The sequence below is a fragment of the Flavobacterium sp. N2038 genome (assembly GCF_025947185.1).
GTDB lineage: Bacteria > Bacteroidota > Bacteroidia > Flavobacteriales > Flavobacteriaceae > Flavobacterium.
Window position 1 is genome coordinate 4,245,590 of sequence record NZ_CP110001.1, and the last position, 18,053, is coordinate 4,263,642.

Annotated in this window: 18 protein-coding genes; 9 read left to right on the forward strand and 9 right to left on the reverse strand. The window is 33.4% G+C overall.

Annotated features, from left to right (window positions below; genetic code table 11):
• Nucleotides 1-31: 31 nt before the first annotated feature.
• Nucleotides 32-808, reverse strand: coding sequence for a hypothetical protein (locus OLM51_RS18540; RefSeq protein WP_264552064.1), 777 nt, complete (start codon nucleotides 806-808; stop codon nucleotides 32-34).
• Nucleotides 809-841: 33 nt separating this feature from the next.
• Nucleotides 842-1,567, reverse strand: coding sequence for a hypothetical protein (locus OLM51_RS18545; RefSeq protein ID WP_264552065.1), 726 nt, complete (start codon nucleotides 1,565-1,567; stop codon nucleotides 842-844).
• Nucleotides 1,568-1,890: 323 nt separating this feature from the next.
• On the opposite strand from OLM51_RS18545, the gene lysS reads away from it, so the two are divergent.
• Nucleotides 1,891-3,591, forward strand: a complete 1,701-nt coding sequence (gene lysS / locus OLM51_RS18550; RefSeq protein WP_264552066.1) for a lysine--tRNA ligase — start codon at nucleotides 1,891-1,893, stop codon at nucleotides 3,589-3,591.
• A 102-nt stretch (nucleotides 3,592-3,693) separates the two neighbouring features.
• Here lysS and OLM51_RS18555 read toward each other — a convergent pair whose 3' ends face one another.
• Both OLM51_RS18555 and OLM51_RS18560 read right to left on the reverse strand, forming a co-directional pair.
• Nucleotides 3,694-4,290 carry a hypothetical protein gene (locus OLM51_RS18555; RefSeq protein ID WP_264552067.1) on the reverse strand — a complete coding sequence of 199 codons (597 nt, stop codon included), beginning with the start codon at nucleotides 4,288-4,290 and terminating at the stop codon, nucleotides 3,694-3,696.
• A gap of 62 nt (nucleotides 4,291-4,352) precedes the next feature.
• Entirely contained in the window at nucleotides 4,353-5,381 is a 1,029-nt protein-coding gene (locus OLM51_RS18560; RefSeq protein ID WP_264552068.1) for a 2-hydroxyacid dehydrogenase, read from the reverse strand.
• Between the two features lie 192 nt (nucleotides 5,382-5,573).
• Here OLM51_RS18560 and OLM51_RS18565 point away from each other — a divergent pair, with 192 nt between their 5' ends.
• Entirely contained in the window at nucleotides 5,574-5,993 is a 420-nt protein-coding gene (locus OLM51_RS18565; protein WP_264552069.1) for a hypothetical protein, read from the forward strand.
• Nucleotides 5,994-6,027: 34 nt separating this feature from the next.
• Here the strand turns inward: OLM51_RS18565 and hemL are convergent, their stop codons facing one another.
• The 4 genes from hemL to OLM51_RS18585 are packed head-to-tail and all read right to left on the reverse strand — an operon-like array spanning nucleotide 6,028 to nucleotide 9,500.
• On the reverse strand, nucleotides 6,028-7,314 hold the full coding sequence (gene hemL / locus OLM51_RS18570; protein WP_264552070.1) for a glutamate-1-semialdehyde 2,1-aminomutase: 1,287 nt from the start codon (nucleotides 7,312-7,314) through the stop codon (nucleotides 6,028-6,030).
• Between the two features lie 53 nt (nucleotides 7,315-7,367).
• A complete protein-coding gene (locus tag OLM51_RS18575) occupies nucleotides 7,368-8,267 on the reverse strand; it encodes a glucosaminidase domain-containing protein (protein WP_264552071.1) in 900 nt (299 codons plus the stop codon).
• Nucleotides 8,260-9,168, reverse strand: a complete 909-nt coding sequence (locus tag OLM51_RS18580) for a 1-aminocyclopropane-1-carboxylate deaminase/D-cysteine desulfhydrase (RefSeq protein ID WP_264552072.1) — start codon at nucleotides 9,166-9,168, stop codon at nucleotides 8,260-8,262. The genes OLM51_RS18575 and OLM51_RS18580 overlap by 8 nt, the downstream gene beginning before the upstream one ends.
• Complete coding sequence (locus tag OLM51_RS18585) at nucleotides 9,165-9,500, reverse strand: hypothetical protein (protein ID WP_264552073.1); 336 nt, start codon at nucleotides 9,498-9,500, stop codon at nucleotides 9,165-9,167. The genes OLM51_RS18580 and OLM51_RS18585 overlap by 4 nt, the downstream gene beginning before the upstream one ends.
• 116 nt (nucleotides 9,501-9,616) lie before the next feature.
• On the opposite strand from OLM51_RS18585, the gene OLM51_RS18590 reads away from it, so the two are divergent.
• From OLM51_RS18590 to OLM51_RS18620, 7 genes are all read left to right on the forward strand, one after another.
• Nucleotides 9,617-9,799 carry a DUF5522 domain-containing protein gene (locus OLM51_RS18590; RefSeq protein ID WP_264552074.1) on the forward strand — a complete coding sequence of 61 codons (183 nt, stop codon included), beginning with the start codon at nucleotides 9,617-9,619 and terminating at the stop codon, nucleotides 9,797-9,799.
• 382 nt (nucleotides 9,800-10,181) lie between these two features.
• A complete protein-coding gene (locus tag OLM51_RS18595; RefSeq protein ID WP_264552075.1) occupies nucleotides 10,182-12,158 on the forward strand; it encodes a urocanate hydratase in 1,977 nt (658 codons plus the stop codon).
• A gap of 50 nt (nucleotides 12,159-12,208) precedes the next feature.
• A complete protein-coding gene (locus OLM51_RS18600) occupies nucleotides 12,209-12,748 on the forward strand; it encodes a DUF4136 domain-containing protein (protein WP_264552076.1) in 540 nt (179 codons plus the stop codon).
• 270 nt (nucleotides 12,749-13,018) lie between these two features.
• Complete coding sequence (gene ilvA / locus OLM51_RS18605; RefSeq protein ID WP_264552077.1) at nucleotides 13,019-14,263, forward strand: threonine ammonia-lyase IlvA; 1,245 nt, start codon at nucleotides 13,019-13,021, stop codon at nucleotides 14,261-14,263.
• A gap of 78 nt (nucleotides 14,264-14,341) precedes the next feature.
• Nucleotides 14,342-14,728, forward strand: coding sequence for a group III truncated hemoglobin (locus tag OLM51_RS18610; protein WP_264552078.1), 387 nt, complete (start codon nucleotides 14,342-14,344; stop codon nucleotides 14,726-14,728).
• 83 nt (nucleotides 14,729-14,811) lie between these two features.
• On the forward strand, nucleotides 14,812-15,252 hold the full coding sequence (locus tag OLM51_RS18615) for a hypothetical protein (protein WP_264552079.1): 441 nt from the start codon (nucleotides 14,812-14,814) through the stop codon (nucleotides 15,250-15,252).
• A 266-nt stretch (nucleotides 15,253-15,518) separates the two neighbouring features.
• Nucleotides 15,519-17,285 carry an aromatic amino acid hydroxylase gene (locus tag OLM51_RS18620; RefSeq protein ID WP_264552080.1) on the forward strand — a complete coding sequence of 589 codons (1,767 nt, stop codon included), beginning with the start codon at nucleotides 15,519-15,521 and terminating at the stop codon, nucleotides 17,283-17,285.
• 133 nt (nucleotides 17,286-17,418) lie between these two features.
• Here the strand turns inward: OLM51_RS18620 and OLM51_RS18625 are convergent, their stop codons facing one another.
• Nucleotides 17,419-18,048 (reverse strand): DUF4230 domain-containing protein, encoded by a 630-nt coding sequence (locus tag OLM51_RS18625; RefSeq protein WP_264552081.1) that lies wholly within the window; start codon nucleotides 18,046-18,048, stop codon nucleotides 17,419-17,421.
• Nucleotides 18,049-18,053: the final 5 nt, after the last annotated feature.

An 18,053-nucleotide genomic window follows, 5' to 3' on the forward strand; every position in this document is an offset into this window, starting at 1 on the left:
ATAGTTTTATTGTCGCTTTTATACTGCATTATTAATTTTCAAATAATACTTTGAATCCCAATTTTTCTTCATCATCCGGAAGTTCTTTAATTGGAATATCCAAAGTAAAGCTCTTCTTATCTTTTGATATGACTGCATTTTTCAATGAAATTGTCTTGATTCTTTTCGGAAAATGGTATTCCATTGAATATTTGCATTCCTTAAAAACCTTATCCATTTGTTTTCCTAAGGCATTTTCCTCCTCTTTTTCCTTTTTCTTATTTTCTTTCTTTATTTTATCAATATCTCCTTTAATTAAAATCTTTTCAAAAATCTTCCCATCATAATTATATGTAAACCTGCTTTTTTTCTTTTCTTCCTCCGGAACTGCATTTAATGCTCCTAATTGTTTACCCGGCCCTAATTTTGGCATCGCTTCAAGTCCTTCTAAAGGTGAAATCATATTTTTAAGACTATCTGTTGATGGAAAATTATATTCCATACTAAATTCAAATTGTTTTTTATCTTCATTTGACTTAACACTTACTTTAAATTTTTCAAGTGCTTTTATTTTTTGTTTATCTGCATCAGATAATTTAGCAATACTATCTTTTGCTTTTGCAAAAACCTCTTTAAACGTAAAAACAGTATCTAGCACCTGCTTCTTTTTTATAGAATCATTACTCTTAAATCCCATTTTAAACATTCCTGATAAATCGAAACTGTATAAAAAACTTCCTGAACCATTCTCATTTATCACCATTTTTTCCTTCATTACACAGCTGGAAATAGTAAAAACAACAACTAAACAAACTAAAATTTTCTTCATTCTTTTTTTTTTAAAATCTTTTAAATTAATGTATTATTCCAAAACCACTTCCAGATTAGTACTCTCAGGATTTTTTAAAAAAGCTAAAAGCTGAAATTCTATGGTTAAGGATTTTTTATCTGAGCTCACAATTGCTTTTTGATTTGAAACTGATTTTATTTTCTGCGGAAAATGATATTTTAAAACATAAGATTGTGTCAGAGAAAACGAACCAAATTTGTTTTCAAATTTTTTACATTCTTCTCTTGCCTTTTCTAATTCAGCTGTATTTATAATTGAAACCGCACGTTTAAATACTTTTTCATCAAAAGAATAGCCAATTCGGTAATAATGATTTTCTGCTGTCAGGGCATAATTATGCTGAATATCTGAGGCATAATTTTCGGTTTTATATAAATCGGGAATTTCAGAGACTTTATCAAAGTGTAGTGAAAATATATTTTTGTATTCTTTTTCGAAAGAACTTTTCTTAAGATGCACTCTTACATTGGCATATTTTTGAAATATTTTTTGCTCTTCAGGCGTATATTTTAAAAACGTTTCATTGTACTTATTAATATATTCTTTAAAAACATAAGTCGTATCCTGAAATACATTTTCTTTAGAATATTCTTCACCTGCAATTTGCATATAACTATTTTCATCCCTAAACTGAACTACTTCTATATCGCCGCTCCCATCTGGATTGATTATGATTGTTTCGGTAATCTGACAACTTGCAAAAGAAATTAAGAACAAAAAGGCTAATAAATATTTCATTTTTTTGATAGCGAATAAAATTTTAAGCAGCTAAGGTAATAAGATTTTTAGTTGATTTCTTACAATAAATTTTTATTTAAAAACGTAAAAAACATCCTTATCAAAGCTTCTTTTAAAAACAAAAAAATCTAATCTGGCTCAGGTAGAAGCGGCATCCTTAATTTTTCTTTTTATACAAAAAAGATACATCATTTCGATAACTACCGGAATAGTACAAAATGTGATTGAAAGACAATAAATTGATGGTACAAAAAATCTAAAATCTGCATTCTAAAATCTACATTCTTTTCTTTATCTTTGCACTCTTAAAAAAAGAGCACAAAATGGCATTATCAGAACAAGAAATCATCCGAAGAGAAAAACTTCAAAACTTACGAAGCTTAGGAATCAATCCTTATCCAGCTAATCTTTTTCCTGTAAATCATACTTCTAAGCAAATTAAGGAGTCGTTTGAAGAAGGTAAGAAGGTCATTGTAGCAGGTCGTTTGATGAGCGTTAGAGATCAGGGAAAAGCTTGTTTTGCTGAATTGCAGGATAGCGAAGGACGTATACAATTGTACGTGAATCGCGATGTTTTGTGTGAAGGTGACGATAAAACTTTATACAATCAGGTATTCAAAAAATTAACCGATTTAGGTGATTTTATTGGTATTGAAGGAGAATTGTTTACAACACAAGTTGGTGCAAAATGTATTCGTGTAACTGGTTTTACTTTCTTGAGCAAAACATTACGTCCGTTACCGTTACCAAAAGTTGACGAAGAAGGAAATGTGCACGATGCATTTAATGATGCTGAATTACGTTACAGAATGCGTTATGTAGATTTAACAGTAAATCCGCAGGTTAAAGAAACTTTTATCAAACGTACAAAGTTATTTACTGCGATGCGTGGTTATTTTAATGATGCAGGATACCTTGAAGTAGATACTCCAGTTTTACAATCAATTCCTGGTGGAGCATCGGCGAGACCATTTATTACGCACCACAACTCGCTTGATATTCCGCTTTACATGCGTATTGCGAATGAATTATATTTAAAAAGATTAATTGTTGGTGGATTTGAAGGTGTTTATGAGTTCTCAAGAAACTTCCGTAACGAAGGAATGGACAGAACGCATAATCCTGAATTTACTGCAATGGAAATATACGTAGCCTACAAAGACTACAACTGGATGATGGAATTTGCTGAAGGCTTATTAGAGCATTGTGCAATTGCTGTAAATGGCACAAGCGAAGTTACTTTTGGCGAGCACAAAATCAACTTTAAAGCACCTTATGCACGTGTTACGATGACAGATTCTATCAAACATTTTACTGGATTTGATATTTCAGGAAAATCAGAAGAAGAATTGTTTGAAGCTGCAAAAGGAATGGGTATTGAGGTTGACAAAACAATGGGTAAAGGAAAATTGATTGATGAAATTTTTGGAGCAAAATGTGAAGGAAATTATATTCAGCCAACTTTCATTACAGACTATCCAAAAGAAATGTCTCCGCTTTGTAAAGAGCACAGAGATAACCCAGATTTGACAGAACGTTTTGAATTAATGGTTTGTGGTAAAGAAATCGCAAATGCATATTCTGAATTAAACGACCCGATTGATCAGAGAGAGCGTTTTGAAGATCAAATGCGTTTGGCTGCAAAAGGTGATGATGAAGCAAACGGAATTATCGATGAAGATTTCTTAAGAGCACTTGAATACGGTATGCCACCAACTTCCGGAATGGGAATTGGAATGGATCGTTTGATTATGTACTTAACAAACAATGCTTCTATTCAGGAAGTTTTATTGTTCCCACAAATGCGTCCGGAAAAGAAACAACTAGTTGAATTATCTGATGAAGAGAAATTTATCGTAGATTTATTGAAAGGAAACGAAAATAAAATGGATTTAACGCAATTAAAAATTACTGCAAATTTAAGTGGTAAAAAATGGGATGCGTCTATGAAAAACTTATCTAAACATGGCTTGACTAAAGTTGTTGTTGAAGGTGAGTTTAAATTTGTGGAATTGGCAGGATAAATTATTAAAATTCCAATTTTTGGAAATTCCAAATTCCAAGTTGGGTTCTATAATATTTCAAACCCGACAGGTTTTTAAAACTTGTCGGGTTTTGCTTTATTTTTAAAACGAATACTTCACAAATTTTTTATCTGTAATACTCAAAACCTTGGTACTTTCTTTCGGGATTTGTTCCTTGTATACTTCCTGAACAGAAGGATTTGAAGGGTATTTCCCATTCTTCATTTTTAAATAATGAAATTTACCTCCGCTTTCAAATATTAGATCATAAAATTTTTCGCTTGAAGAAGTCATTACATAAATTGGAAAATCGGTTACAGAAAAATGATTAATTACACTTCCGTCATTGTTTAAAATATAACCCGAACAGCCTCCACTTCCACAGAAATACGAATTAGAGAAACCAACAAAGTATTCGTTTTTCTTATCGTTGTTTAAATCAAACTCTTCATAATAAAATGACCGGTCATCTTTTGTCATTGCCGGAAGATCTTTTTTTAGCAAAACATTTAATTGTTTCCGAATCAGCTCGACAGCTTTGTCATCTCTGGGCGGAGCATCACTTAAATCTGCTGTTCCTCCAATTGTTTTCGACAAAGTGTCCTGCACAATAGTTTTAATAATATTTTTTGATTCGTTTTTATTCTGGCAGGAATACAAAGCCAAAATTCCCATTAGGATTAAAATTTTATTCTTCATAGTCTTATATTTTAAATTCTTATTTACGTTTCAAACCCGATAGGTTATCCAATTAGGATAACTTATACTAACAACGCTGCCTTATTTTCAATATCATGCTGCTCTAGCAGAGATTTGATATTATTAAAAGTAACCAAAGCAATCTGTGTTAAAGCTTCATTGGTAAAAAAGGCCTGATGTGCTGTTACCAGAACATTCGGAAAACTCATTAACCGCTGAATGGCATCGTCCTGGATAATATCTGCAGAAAGATCTCTAAAAAACAGTTTTTCTTCCTGTTCGTAAACATCGATTCCCAGATAACCAATTTTACCTTCTTTTAAACCTTCAATAACAGATGAAGTTTCTATTAACCCGCCACGACTTGTATTGATAATCATAACACTGTCTTTCATCAAAGTAATTGATTTTTGATTCACAACATGTTTCGTCTGAGCGTTTAATGGACAATGGAGCGAAATAATATCACTTGACTTAAATAGTTCTTCTAAACCTACAAAAGAAACCCCATCTTTTATCATTTCATCATTTTCAACAATATCATAAGCCAAAACCTTACATCCAAAACCTAAGGCAATTTTAGCGAACGCTTTTCCAATATTTCCAGTTCCTATAATTCCAATTGCTTTTCCGAATAAATCAAATCCTAATAACCCATTTAACGAAAAATTCTGCTCGCGAACCCTGTTATAAGCTTTATGCGTTTTTCGGTTTAAAGTTAAAATCATTGCCATCGCATGTTCTGCAACTGCCTGCGGCGAATAAGCAGGAACACGACATACTTTTAAATTGTATTTTTTTGCCGCTTCTAAATCGACATTGTTAAAACCCGCACAACGCAAAGCTATAATCTTTACATTTTTCTCTGCTAGTTGTTTAATAACCGATTCGTTGACAATATCATTTACAAAAACACAGACAATCGATGTATTTTCAATTAGAATTACGGTTTGTGGATTAAGCTGTGTTTCGAAGAAATCCATTTCAAAACTAAAATCTGCATTATATTTATTGAAGAACAATTTATCATAAGGCTGCGTAGAAAAAAAAGCAATTTTGGTATTGGCTGATATAGTAGCATTTAAGCTCATAGTAATTTATTTTTCAGATTCTCTAATTATTTACATCTTAAAAGTAAACAATTTATTCTGTAATTTTAATACACAACACTCTTTAATACTTTATCAATCAAATTGTTAATTAAACTATAATTTTATAGATCAGATTAAACCAATTAATTTTTGCAAAGTCTAAAATCGTATAACAATTAAAAAACTTACATCATGAAAAAATTATTTATTGCAGCAATGTTGTTCATCGGAATAGCAAGCTTTGCACAAGACATGGGAAAAAGAGAAAAACTTACTCCGGAACAACGTACAGAAAAGCAGTTAAAAAAACTGACTACCGAATTAAATCTGGACGCCAATCAACAGATCCAGGTTAAACAACTTCTGACTGACCGAAATGCTAAAGCAGAAAAATTTAAAGAAACCCGCAAAGAAAAAAAAGAGAGCAATGTAAAACCAACTGCAGCTGAGAAGGAAGCCTTTAAAAAAGAAGTGATGGCCGAAAAAGAGGCAAATGATGCTAAAATGAAATCAATTCTGAATGCTGACCAATATACAAAATGGAAAAAAATTCAGGAAGAGAACAAAGACAAAGCAAGAGAAAAAATGAAAGAATATCGTAAAGAAAACTAATAAAAAAGGAGGCTTAATAGCCTCCTTTTTATATTTAAAATGTTTTTGAAACTTTATCAATCGCATTAATTGTAAAATCTAAATCTTCATAAGTTAATGCATCTGTAATAAACCATGTTTCATAAGCTGAAGGTGCAATATAAACACCTTCCTGAAGCAATCCGTGAAAAAACTTCTTAAATGTTTCATTATCTCCTTTTGCAGCCGTTTGAAAATCGGTAACCGGATTTGCATCAAAATGTACCGAAATCATAGAACCTACTCTATTGATTGTAAACGCAATATTATTTGCTTTTAAAACTCTGTCTATCCCGGCTTCTAAATAAGCTGTTTTCTCTTCTAAACGGGTAAAAATTTCACGGTCATTATCTAATGCTTTTAACATTGCGTATCCTGCCGCCATTGCTAAAGGATTTCCTGATAATGTTCCAGCCTGATAAACTGGTCCAAGTGGCGCAAGATAATTCATGATTTCTTCACGCGCAGCAAAAGCTCCAACCGGAAGTCCTCCTCCAATTACTTTCCCAAAAGTTACAATATCAGCATTGATATTATACAATTCCTGAACTCCTCCGCGAGCCAAACGGAAACCGGTCATTACCTCATCAAAAATCAGTAAAATTCCGTTTGCTGTACACAATTCTCTTAATCCTTCTAAAAATCCTTTTTGAGGCGGAATACACCCCATATTTCCGGCAACTGCTTCTATAATAATAGCAGCGATTTCGCCTTTATTAGCTTCAACCAACGTTTTTACATTCTCTAAATCATTGTATTTTGCCAACAAAGTATCTTTTGCAGTTCCTTCTGTTACACCTGGACTATTTGGTGAACCAAAAGTTACTGCTCCACTTCCTGCCTGAATCAAAAATGAATCAGAGTGTCCGTGGTAACAACCTGCAAATTTTACAATTTTATCTCTTTTTGTAAATCCGCGAGCCAGACGAATCGCGCTCATACAGGCTTCTGTACCTGAATTTACAAAACGTATTTTATCAATATTCGGAACCATAGAAACGGCCAAAGCCGCGATTTCAGTTTCCAGTTCTGTTGGCATACCAAATGAAGTTCCAAGCTTTGCTTTTTCGATTACGGCATCAACAACCGGCTGATAAGCATGTCCCAAAACCATTGGTCCCCAAGAATTAATGTAATCTATTAATTTGTTTCCGTCTTCATCATATAAATAAGCACCTTTGGCACTTTTTACAAAAATTGGAGTCCCACCAACCGCTTTAAAGGCTCTAACTGGTGAATTTACTCCTCCGGGAATTACTTTTTCTGCTTCAGCAAAAAGCTGACTACTTCTTTTATATAACATTTTTTATTTTTGATTATCTCAATAATTGTAAATTATCAATTATGAATTGTAAATTATTTCACTTTCAATCTTTGCCCTATTGAAATGGCATTATCAGTTAAGTTATTTTTCTGTTTCAAGTCATCAACCAATACATTGAATTTCTTTGAAATGGAATATAGTGTATCTCCTTTTTGAACTTCGTACAAATTCGGGTCGTTTGAACTTGAATTTGGCTTTGTATTAGATGTCGCTACCGAAGATGAACTTTTAGTTGGGACTGTTTTATTGATTGGTGAATAGTTTTTTCCGGTAATCTGGCAATCGTATTGATGTAGATTATATCTTTCGATATAACTAATTAATTTGTCCGGATAATTAGGATCTGTAGCATAACCACAAGCTCTTAACCCTTTTGCCCAAGCTTTATAATCATCTTTTTCATAAGTAAATAAGGAGGCATATCTTTTTTTTCCAACCAAAAACAGGGCATGATCACGATATGATTCTGATGCTTCAGTATATTTTCTAAAACATTCCTGAGCCGAATCATCATCATGGCGTACACTTTCTCCAAGCCAATCTTTATGACATTTAATTCCGAAATGATTATTGGCATCAATCGCCAAATCACCTTTTCCTGCACCAGATTCCAAAATCCCCTGAGCCAGAATAATACTTGCAGGAATACCATATTTCTGCATATTTCCCATTGCAATATCTTTAAACTGCAAAATATAATTATTAACTAGATCACTGGTGACAACTGTTTTTGAAGTAGATTGAATAACCTCAGTTGTATTATTTGTAGAAGGGTAATTTTTTCCGATAGGTTTAACAGGGTTACTTCTTTTTGTCGAAGCTGTCCTGGTCTGAATTGCTGCCGCTTTTTTAGTCGTCGCGATTGCAGGCTTACTAGATGAGCAACTTGCTATGGCTAATATTACGAGAAGTAATACAATTTTTTTAATCATGTGTTTTGAGTATTGGTAATTTTTTCTGCATCAATTTTATGTTCATTCCTTCAATTCCCTGTAATCCGCCAGTATGAATGAGTAAAATTTTTGAATGTGCAGGAAAATAATTTTTGCTGATTAAATCTATAACGCCAAAAACCATCTTTCCTGTATAAATTGGATCTAAGGGTACTTTATTCTCTTCAAAAAAAGCATTAATAAATTCGATTAACTCTAAATTTACCTTGCCATAGCCTCCAAAATGATAGTCAGAAATTAAATTCCAGTTATCTTGTTTTGCAAAAATACGAATTTCATCTTTTAAAAAGTCACCTTTTAATGCCGGAAATCCCAAAATTTTCTGATTTGGCAATGCACTATTTATTAATCCGGAGATTGTTCCACCGGTTCCAACTGCGCAACAAACATAATTAAAAACCGAATCTTCTGCTGTTAAAATTTCTTCGCAGCCTTTTACAGCCAAATCATTTGTTCCGCCTTCTGGTACCAGATAAAAATTACCAAACTTATCTTTCAGCTTTTCAATAAAAGAATCCTCACTCTTGAGACGATACTCTTCTCTCGAAACAAATTCAAATTCCATTCCGTTTTCCTTAGCAAATTTCAGTGTTGGATTTTCTTCGATTTTATCCAAAAGCTCATCTCCGCGAATAATTCCGATGGTCTTAAAACCTTGCTCTTTTCCTGCGTAAGCTACTGCTGCGATATGATTTGAAAATGCGCCTCCAAAAGTTAACAGCGTCGTTTTGCTTTCGGCTTTTGCCTGAAGCAAATTATATTTTAACTTTCTGAATTTATTTCCGGAAACAAACGGATGAATTAAATCTTCACGCTTAATTGTCAAAGAAATAGAGTTCGGAAAATGAATATGAATTGGCTGATTGAAAACTGGTTTCATTTTAATCTGATGTAATTTAAAACCTCAAAAAAAGATCGGTTTTTTAAATAATTTAAATTGGTTTCGTTTGTATAAGCTTCTCGCTCAAAACTAATGTTACGATAGGCTAAATCCTTGTTTTTATATTGAATTAAACGAATTAAAAACTCTGCAAAATACCAAACAAAAAACGGAATTACTAAAAGTTCTAATTGTTGCCTTAAATGTATTTTTTCGTGATTTACAAATATTCCATTTGTTTTATCAAAACCATATTTCACAACAACAAACGGAAACACAGCCATTCCCCGATATCCTTTCGGAATTAAATATTTAGCAACAATCAGAAACATTGGCTGTAAAATTTATAAATTTGTAGCTATAAAATTGTTTCATTTCAATAAAATCATAATCAAATATTTTTATTTTTGATTTTAGGTTTAATTGAAACTGAACCACAAGCAGATTTATGAAAGAGCAAAGTAATGAAAATAAATTAATCGAAGGTGAAGATTTTTATTATACACCAGAAGGTTATAAATGCTTTACTGAGAAACACCATCTAAAGCGTGGTTACTGTTGTAAAAGCGGATGCCGCCATTGCCCTTACGGATTTGATAAAAGAACGGGTGAAATCAGGAAGAAAAACTAATTATAAAATGTGTCAATTTGATCATGAGATAATTTAAAAAATACGCTACAATCTAAAATCAATAATCTAAAATAATTATATGGATATCCATTCACAAAAATTCAGGATTACAATCCACAAATCCTATCACAGGTCGGATATCCGCTATCCCTAGTTTTTTTAATTAGAAAATGTGTCAATGTGGGAATTAGATAATTTAAATAAATTCCAATCCCAAAACCTTGGGATAAATTCCAAATTCCAATTGTATCAATTAAATATTGTCCACATTTAAAGCCCAACAGGGTGATATAATCTAAAAAACAAAAAAAATTAATCTGTTGTTAATCTAACAAAAATACCTTAGCGTCTTAATAGCTTAGCAACTCAGCATCTTAAAAAAATGACTTTTAAAGAACAAATACAACAAGGGATCCCTTCAATATTACCTCCAAAGGCAGCATACGATTTAGCAATTAATCATGCGCCAAAACGAAAAGAAATTCTTTCGGCAGAAGAAAAAAAACTAGCCTTAAAAAATGCTTTGCGTTATTTTAGTGCCAAAGATCATGCTGAATTAATTCAGGAATTCTCAGAAGAATTAGAAACTTACGGACGTATCTACATGTATCGTCTTCGTCCTGATTACAAAATGTATGCTCGCCCAATTGATGAATATCCGGGAAAATCATTGCAGGCAAAAGCCATTATGCACATGATTCAGAATAATCTGGATTATGCTGTAGCACAACACCCGCATGAGTTGATTACATATGGCGGAAATGGAGCCGTTTTTCAAAACTGGGCTCAATATTTATTGACAATGCAATATTTGTCTGAAATGACAGATGAGCAAACTTTAACTATGTATTCTGGACATCCAATGGGACTATTCCCTTCACATGCTGAAGCGCCAAGAGTTGTAGTTACAAACGGAATGGTAATTCCAAATTATTCTAAACCGGACGATTGGGAAAAAATGAATGCTTTGGGCGTTTCGCAATACGGACAAATGACTGCTGGAAGTTATATGTACATTGGTCCACAAGGAATTGTACACGGAACGACGATTACAGTTTTGAATGGTTTTAGAAAAATAAAACAAAATCCGGAAGGAAGTTTATTTGTAACTTCCGGATTAGGCGGAATGTCGGGTGCACAGCCAAAAGCAGGAAATATTGCGGGTTGTATAACAGTTTGTGCCGAAGTAAATCCGAAAATCACTAAAATTCGTCACGAGCAAGGATGGATCAATGAAGTGGTAACTTCTACAGATGAACTGGTTGCCAGAGTAGCTTTGGCAAAAGCAAATAAAGAAACTGTTTCTATTGCTTATTTAGGAAATGTTGTGGACGTTTGGGAACGTTTTGATCAGGAAAACATTAAAATTGATTTAGGATCAGATCAGACTTCATTACATAATCCTTGGGCCGGAGGTTATTATCCGGTTGGAATTTCCTTTGAGGAAGCAAATGAAATGATGGCTAATAATCCGGAATTATTTAAAGAAAAAGTTCAGGAAACTTTACGTCGTCACGCTGCTGCAATTAACAAACACACTGCAAAAGGAACTTACTTTTTTGATTACGGGAATGCCTTTCTATTAGAAGCTTCACGTGCCGGTGCAGATGTAATGGCAGAGAATAATATCGTTTTTAAATATCCTAGTTATGTTCAGGATATTATGGGTCCAATGTGTTTTGACTATGGATTTGGCCCATTTAGATGGGTTTGTACATCTGGAAAACCTGAAGATTTACAAAAAACTGATACTATTGCAAGTCAGGTTTTGGAAGAAATGGCAAAGACGGCTCCAAATGAAATTCAGCAGCAAATGCAGGACAATATCAAATGGATCAAAGGTGCACAGGAAAATAAACTGGTTGTAGGTTCTCAGGCTCGTATTTTATATGCAGATGCCGAAGGACGTATTAAAATTGCCGAAGCTTTTAATCAGGCGATTGCTAAAGGAGAAATTGGAACTGTTGTTTTAGGACGTGATCATCATGACGTTTCAGGAACAGATTCTCCTTACAGAGAAACTTCAAATATCTACGACGGTTCTCGCTTTACTGCAGATATGGCCATTCATAATGTTATTGGAGACAGCTTTAGAGGTGCAACCTGGGTTTCGATTCATAATGGCGGCGGAGTTGGCTGGGGAGAGGTCATAAACGGCGGATTTGGTATGGTTCTTGATGGCTCTAAAGAGGCTTCAAAACGTTTAGCATCAATGCTTTTCTGGGATGTTAACAACGGAATTTCAAGAAGAAGCTGGGCGCGAAATGACGAAGCTATTTTTGCTATAAAAAGAGCAATGGAAGTTCAGCCTTTACTAAAAGTAACTTTACCTAATATAGTTGACGAATCTCTATTTTAGCCTAAAGCTTTCTTATTTAATTAAAAATGAGAACATTAAATCTTAAATATATGAAAACATTCAAATTAGTACCCGTTTTTCTGCTTTTAATTCTTGTAGCGTCATGCGATACCATCAGTGTTTATTCTGATTATGACAGAAACGTAAATTTTGCGCCTTATAAAACTTATGCTTTCTTTAAGCCGGGAATTGATAAGGTCGAGATCTCTGATTTGGATAAAAGACGTATCCTTCGTGCCATTGACGATCAAATGCAGGCCAAAGGTTTTACTAAAAGCGAAAATCCAGATTTACTGGTAAATATTTTTACCAAATCGAGAGAGCAAATAGATGTAAACCAGTTTAGTGCCGGTTGGGGTTATGGATGGGGATATGGATGGAATCCTTACATGATGTACGGAGGAACAACTACCGTTTCAAGCTCTACTGAAGGAACTTTATATATTGATTTAATCGATGCTAAAAAGAAAGAAATGATCTGGCAAGGTGAAGGTGTTGGTACTCTGACCCGAAACGTCGATAAAAAAGACGAAAAAATTGCCGAGTTTGTGGGCAAAATTTTAGCTCAATATCCTCCGGTAAAAAAATAATTAATTACATTTGTTTTTCAAACAATTAAAAATGACAAACTTTAGTAACATTATTATCGCTATTATCAGCATTATTGCAATTCAGCAATAATGGCGAGGTGTTATATAAATAAGTAAAATATAATTTATAAGAACCTCCCACATCGGGAGGTTTTTTATTTTAAGAAAGTTTAAGACAAATATGTTTTGCCACAGATTTCACAGATTCACCCAGATTAAAAATCATTACAATTCTTTTAATCTGTGGCAAAAAAATAAAAACAAAACACCATGAGTTTATTCAACGAAATCCTTAATGCAAAAAAGCAGCTCGAAGATGTAGTTGCGGCGACGCCCCTTACACAAAATTTAAATCTTTCAGAAGAATTCAAATCAACTATTTTATTAAAAAGAGAAGATTTACAAATTGTAAGATCATACAAAATCAGAGGAGCTTTCAACAAGATTTCTTCGTTAACTGATGCTGAAAAACAAATCGGTGTAGTATGTGCCAGTGCAGGAAATCATGCGCAGGGAGTGGCTTATTCCTGTAATCTTTTGAAGATTAAAGGTAAAATCTATATGCCTAAAACAACTCCAAAACAAAAAGTAAAACAAGTACAGTTATTTGGAAAAACGTTTGTTGAAATTGTCCTTACCGGAGATACTTTTGATGACGCTTATGCATCAGCGACGGCTGACGCTATCAAAAATCATAAAATATTTATTCATCCTTTTGATGATGAAAAAGTAATTGCCGGCCAGGGAACTGTAGGTCTGGAAATTCTGGAAAGCTTTAAAGAACCAATCGATTACGTTTTTGTACCAATTGGCGGTGGAGGACTTGCTTCCGGTTTATCAGAAGTATTCAGGCATTTAAGTCCGAATACGAAAATTATTGGTGTTGAGCCAAAAGGTGCACCATCTATGAAAACATCAATCGAAGAAAATAAAAATACAGCTCTAAAAACAATAGACAAATTTGTAGATGGCGCCGCAGTAAAACAAGTTGGTGATATGACTTTTGAAATCTGCCGATACAATCTTGAAGATATTGTTTTAGTTCCGGAAGGAAAAGTATGTACGACTATCTTACGTCTGTACAATGAAGAAGCAATGGTGGTAGAACCTGCAGGAGCTTTAACAATTGCGGCATTAGACTTTTATAAAGATAAAATTAAAGGCAAAAATGTAGTTTGTATAGTAAGCGGAAGTAATAATGATATTGAAAGAACTGCCGAAATAAAAGAGCGTTCTCTACTTTATGAAGGTTTAATGCACTATTTCATGATTCAGTTTCCACAACGTCCGGGAGCTTTAAAAGAATTTGTAAATAACATTTTAGGTCCCGATGATGATATCACTTATTTCCAGTTTGCAAAGAAAAACAGTCGTGAAGTAGGTTCTGTTGTTGTAGGTCTGGAATTGAAAAACAAAAAAGACATTATGCCAATTAAATTAAAAATGACTCAAAATGGTTTTGAATTTCAATATTTAAATGACAATCAGGATCTTTTTACCCAGTTAATAGGTTAATAATTTCCTAATGATAAATATCATAGAATAAACAGTATACGAAATCGTATTTTTGCAATTCAATTTAGACAACAAAACATGGAAACGCTTAAAGATATTTCAACCTTAGAAGACATTAAACAAATGGTAGACAGCTTTTATGCCAATGTGAGAAAAGATGATCTTCTTGGTCCAATCTTTAATGATAAATTACAAGATCGCTGGGCTGAGCATTTACAAAAAATGTATGGTTTCTGGCAGACTATTTTATTTGATGTTCGCGCTTATTCAGGAACTCCATTTCCGCCGCATAAACAATTACCTGTAGATAAAACTCATTTTGATCGCTGGATTGAAATTTTTAATACTACAATTGATACTCAATTTTCAGGACCGATTACAGACGAAGCAAAAATGCGTGCCACAAATATGGCATTTATGTTCAATCATAAAATTGAATATTTTAGAAACGCAAACCATCATTAATTTAAAATTGTAGGGTATTTCTCTTTATAGTGTTGGATTAGAAATTTTAAATAGCTAAGTTTGGCTTCAACAATATTTGAAATATGATAAAAGCAATACTCTCTTTTTTTCTTTCACTTTTTATTTTTAACAGTACTCAGGCGCAAACAGTTAAATCTATTTTATACAAAGGTACTATTGACGGAAAAACCGCTGTAACTTTTTATATAAAAGCTGAAAATCATCCTTGCAACGCTGATCTCATGTATACTTCGATGTATCGTTACGACAAATCCGGCAATTGGATTCAGTTAAATGCTACTCAAAATAAAAAAAATGAGAGCGAATTTGTATTTGTTGAACAAGGATTTACCGGTGTCATGATTTTAAAGAAAGATAACGCTACTTTTAATGGTCTATGGATAAGTCCCGATACCAAAAAGCAACTAAAAACAGAGTTGAAGAAAGTCCCCATGACATCAAAAGATATTGAATTCTATGAAGACAAAATGGAAAAGGTAAATTATGAAAACAATGATTGCTAAAGCCTTACTTCTATAATAATTTAAAAGACTCTTTTAAAACTAAAACCATAGCCCTTATGGAAGCGGCATCCATTTGTGTCTGCCACAGCGGACACAAAAGATTAAGCAGACAGTAGAAAACAGCTCCCGAAAATCAAAATAAACGATAAGCCAATACCTAAAGAAACTGCAATAAAAAATCATTTCGAGCAAAAAAATTGTGATGAATAGCAAAAAATAGCGTCTTAAATTCGTAATTTTACATTCTAATCTACAACGTTTTCGAAATGAATGCAAGTATTGAAACAAACCCATTATTAGAGCGATTGCCTAAACATTTAAAGCAATTTATTAAACCTCAGGATTATAGCGATTATACGCCAATAAATCAGGCGGTTTGGCGCTATGTAATGCGTAAAAATGTAGATTATCTTTCAAAAGTTGCTCATAGTTCCTATTTAGACGGTTTACGCAAAACCGGAATTGAAATTGATTCTATTCCCAGCATGTACGGAATGAACCGAATTCTAACCGAAATTGGCTGGGCTGCAGTTGCTGTTGATGGTTTTATTCCGCCAAATGCTTTTATGGAATTTCAGGCCTATAATGTTTTGGTTATTGCCTCAGATATCAGACAATTAGAACATATTGAATACACCCCTGCACCAGATATTATTCACGAGGGTGCCGGCCACGCCCCTATTATTGCCAATCCTGAATATGCTGAATATTTAAGACGTTTTGGCGAAATAGGATGTAAAGCGATTTCTTCTCATAAAGATTATCAAATGTATGAAGCAATTCGTTTGCTTTCAATTTTAAAAGAAGCCGAAGATACACCTCAGGAAAAAATCGACGAAGCCGAAAAAGCAGTTGCCGATTTACAAAACAATATGGGCGAATTATCTGAAATGGCTCAAATTCGTAATTTACATTGGTGGACTGTTGAATACGGATTGATTGGAACAGTTGAAAACCCAAAAATATATGGTGCCGGTTTACTTTCTTCGATTGGAGAAAGTGCCTGGTGCATGACCGATAATGTTAAAAAGATCCCTTACGACATTTCTGCTGCAAATCAGAATTTTGATATTACACAGTTACAACCTCAACTTTATGTAACACCAAACTTCTCTTACTTAAGCTTGATTTTGGAAGAATTTGCCAATAAAATGGCACTGAGAACCGGTGGTTTGTCCGGAATTCAGAAATTGATTCAATCCAATGCTTTAGGAACAATTGAGTTGAGCACCGGTTTACAAGTTTCTGGCGTTTTTACTAATGTTATTGAAGACGAAGGAAGACCAATTTACATCCAGACAACTGGACAAACAGCTCTGTCCTATCGTGAAAAAGAATTAGTTGGTCACGGAACATTGACACATCCACATGGATTTGGAAGTCCGATTGGAAAATTAAAAGGGTTCAATTTGGCGATTGAAGATATGAGTCCGAAAGATTTACAGGCTTACAGTATTGTTGAAAACGAAACCGTAAAACTAGAATTTGAAGGTAATATTAAAGTTGAAGGTGAAATCATTACAGGATCACGAAACCTGCACGGAGAAATTATCTTAATTAGTTTTAAAAATTGCACCGTAACACATGGCGAAACCATTTTATTTCAGCCGGAATGGGGCAATTATGATATGGCAATTGGTAAAAAAGTGGTTTCTGCTTTTTCCGGTCCAGCTGATGTGAATAGTTTTGACTTAATTAATATTGTTCCGACGACTAAAACTATAAAAGCAAAACATACCCACGAACGTGATGAATTGGAGGAATTATATTCGACAGTTCGAAACATCCGAAATAATAAAGATTCTGAAACCGATCTAAAATCTGTTTTCGAAAAAGTTAAACACAATCATCCTAACGATTGGTTATTAACTGTTGAAATTGCAGAACTTCTGAAAGATTCAGACGAAAAACAACTTTTACAGGAAGTATTGGTTTACTTAGATCAACTAAAAGAAAGACGTCCTGAAGTGGCACATTTAATTTCTGGGGGATTGGATTTGATTTTTGATAGTTCTTTGCCACAATCCCGATAGCTATCGGGACTAAGACGCTAAGATTTTTTCACGCTGATTTTTTTTTAATCTCGCAAAGACGCAGAGTCGCAAAGTTTTTACTTCATAAGTTTGCTTTGCGACTCTGCGTCTTTGCGAGATTCTTTTTTACAACTTATAATTTCAAATCCTGATTCAACTCAGTCTCTGACTCAATAGTTTTTCCATTGTATTGCAGTTTCCAGCCCATTGAATTAGTCATAATTAAAATCTTAGACAATTCGCTTATTAATCGGTTTTCGGCATTTGTTTTTAATGACGACGTTTCTATTTTTTTTGCCAGATTTGCTTTTACCGATTTATTGATTTTATTGTAATCATCTCCCGTAAACGGATTCAGTTTACTTTGTTCCACATCATAAAACTGAATATCAGGATTGATGGTAATTTCTTCTTTTGGAATATTTAAAATCGTAATCGTTTTATTCTTTTCGTCAATATCATATTTCATTTTATGCAGATCGTAGGCTACTGTAACATTTGCATTTACAACCACAAGTGCTTTCTTCTCAAAAGAAATCATGTCCATGAAATATTTCTGCTGATTTTTATAGGTAATGACTTCTGAAAAATGTCCTTCGGTGACCACCAATTTCCCAACATTAAGTATCTGTTGCTGAATTAAATTGGTATTATACTGAATATCAGAATCGTCTTCTTTCTTGAATTGGCAATATTTGAAAGCCAAAATAATGACTAAAACAATAACACTAACACCAATAATTCTTTTGATCAAGTTTTGCATTCCTT

What these genes read in the sequence shown, in the direction of transcription:
- OLM51_RS18625 (WP_264552081.1), bottom strand. Translation starts at nt 18,048, where the DNA reads ATGCAAAACTTGATCAAAAGAATTATTGGTGTTAGTGTTATTGTTTTA.
- OLM51_RS18565 (WP_264552069.1), top strand. Translation starts at nt 5,574, where the DNA reads ATGAAAAAATTATTTATTGCAGCAATGTTGTTCATCGGAATAGCAAGC.
- OLM51_RS18620 (WP_264552080.1), top strand. Translation starts at nt 15,519, where the DNA reads ATGAATGCAAGTATTGAAACAAACCCATTATTAGAGCGATTGCCTAAA.
- OLM51_RS18575 (WP_264552071.1), bottom strand. Translation starts at nt 8,267, where the DNA reads ATGATTAAAAAAATTGTATTACTTCTCGTAATATTAGCCATAGCAAGT.
- OLM51_RS18610 (WP_264552078.1), top strand. Translation starts at nt 14,342, where the DNA reads ATGGAAACGCTTAAAGATATTTCAACCTTAGAAGACATTAAACAAATG.
- OLM51_RS18615 (WP_264552079.1), top strand. Translation starts at nt 14,812, where the DNA reads ATGATAAAAGCAATACTCTCTTTTTTTCTTTCACTTTTTATTTTTAAC.
- OLM51_RS18560 (WP_264552068.1), bottom strand. Translation starts at nt 5,381, where the DNA reads ATGAGCTTAAATGCTACTATATCAGCCAATACCAAAATTGCTTTTTTT.
- OLM51_RS18590 (WP_264552074.1), top strand. Translation starts at nt 9,617, where the DNA reads ATGAAAGAGCAAAGTAATGAAAATAAATTAATCGAAGGTGAAGATTTT.
- ilvA (WP_264552077.1), top strand. Translation starts at nt 13,019, where the DNA reads ATGAGTTTATTCAACGAAATCCTTAATGCAAAAAAGCAGCTCGAAGAT.
- lysS (WP_264552066.1), top strand. Translation starts at nt 1,891, where the DNA reads ATGGCATTATCAGAACAAGAAATCATCCGAAGAGAAAAACTTCAAAAC.
- hemL (WP_264552070.1), bottom strand. Translation starts at nt 7,314, where the DNA reads ATGTTATATAAAAGAAGTAGTCAGCTTTTTGCTGAAGCAGAAAAAGTA.
- OLM51_RS18585 (WP_264552073.1), bottom strand. Translation starts at nt 9,500, where the DNA reads ATGTTTCTGATTGTTGCTAAATATTTAATTCCGAAAGGATATCGGGGA.
- OLM51_RS18595 (WP_264552075.1), top strand. Translation starts at nt 10,182, where the DNA reads ATGACTTTTAAAGAACAAATACAACAAGGGATCCCTTCAATATTACCT.
- OLM51_RS18540 (WP_264552064.1), bottom strand. Translation starts at nt 808, where the DNA reads ATGAAGAAAATTTTAGTTTGTTTAGTTGTTGTTTTTACTATTTCCAGC.
- OLM51_RS18600 (WP_264552076.1), top strand. Translation starts at nt 12,209, where the DNA reads ATGAAAACATTCAAATTAGTACCCGTTTTTCTGCTTTTAATTCTTGTA.
- OLM51_RS18545 (WP_264552065.1), bottom strand. Translation starts at nt 1,567, where the DNA reads ATGAAATATTTATTAGCCTTTTTGTTCTTAATTTCTTTTGCAAGTTGT.
- OLM51_RS18555 (WP_264552067.1), bottom strand. Translation starts at nt 4,290, where the DNA reads ATGAAGAATAAAATTTTAATCCTAATGGGAATTTTGGCTTTGTATTCC.
- OLM51_RS18580 (WP_264552072.1), bottom strand. Translation starts at nt 9,168, where the DNA reads ATGAAACCAGTTTTCAATCAGCCAATTCATATTCATTTTCCGAACTCT.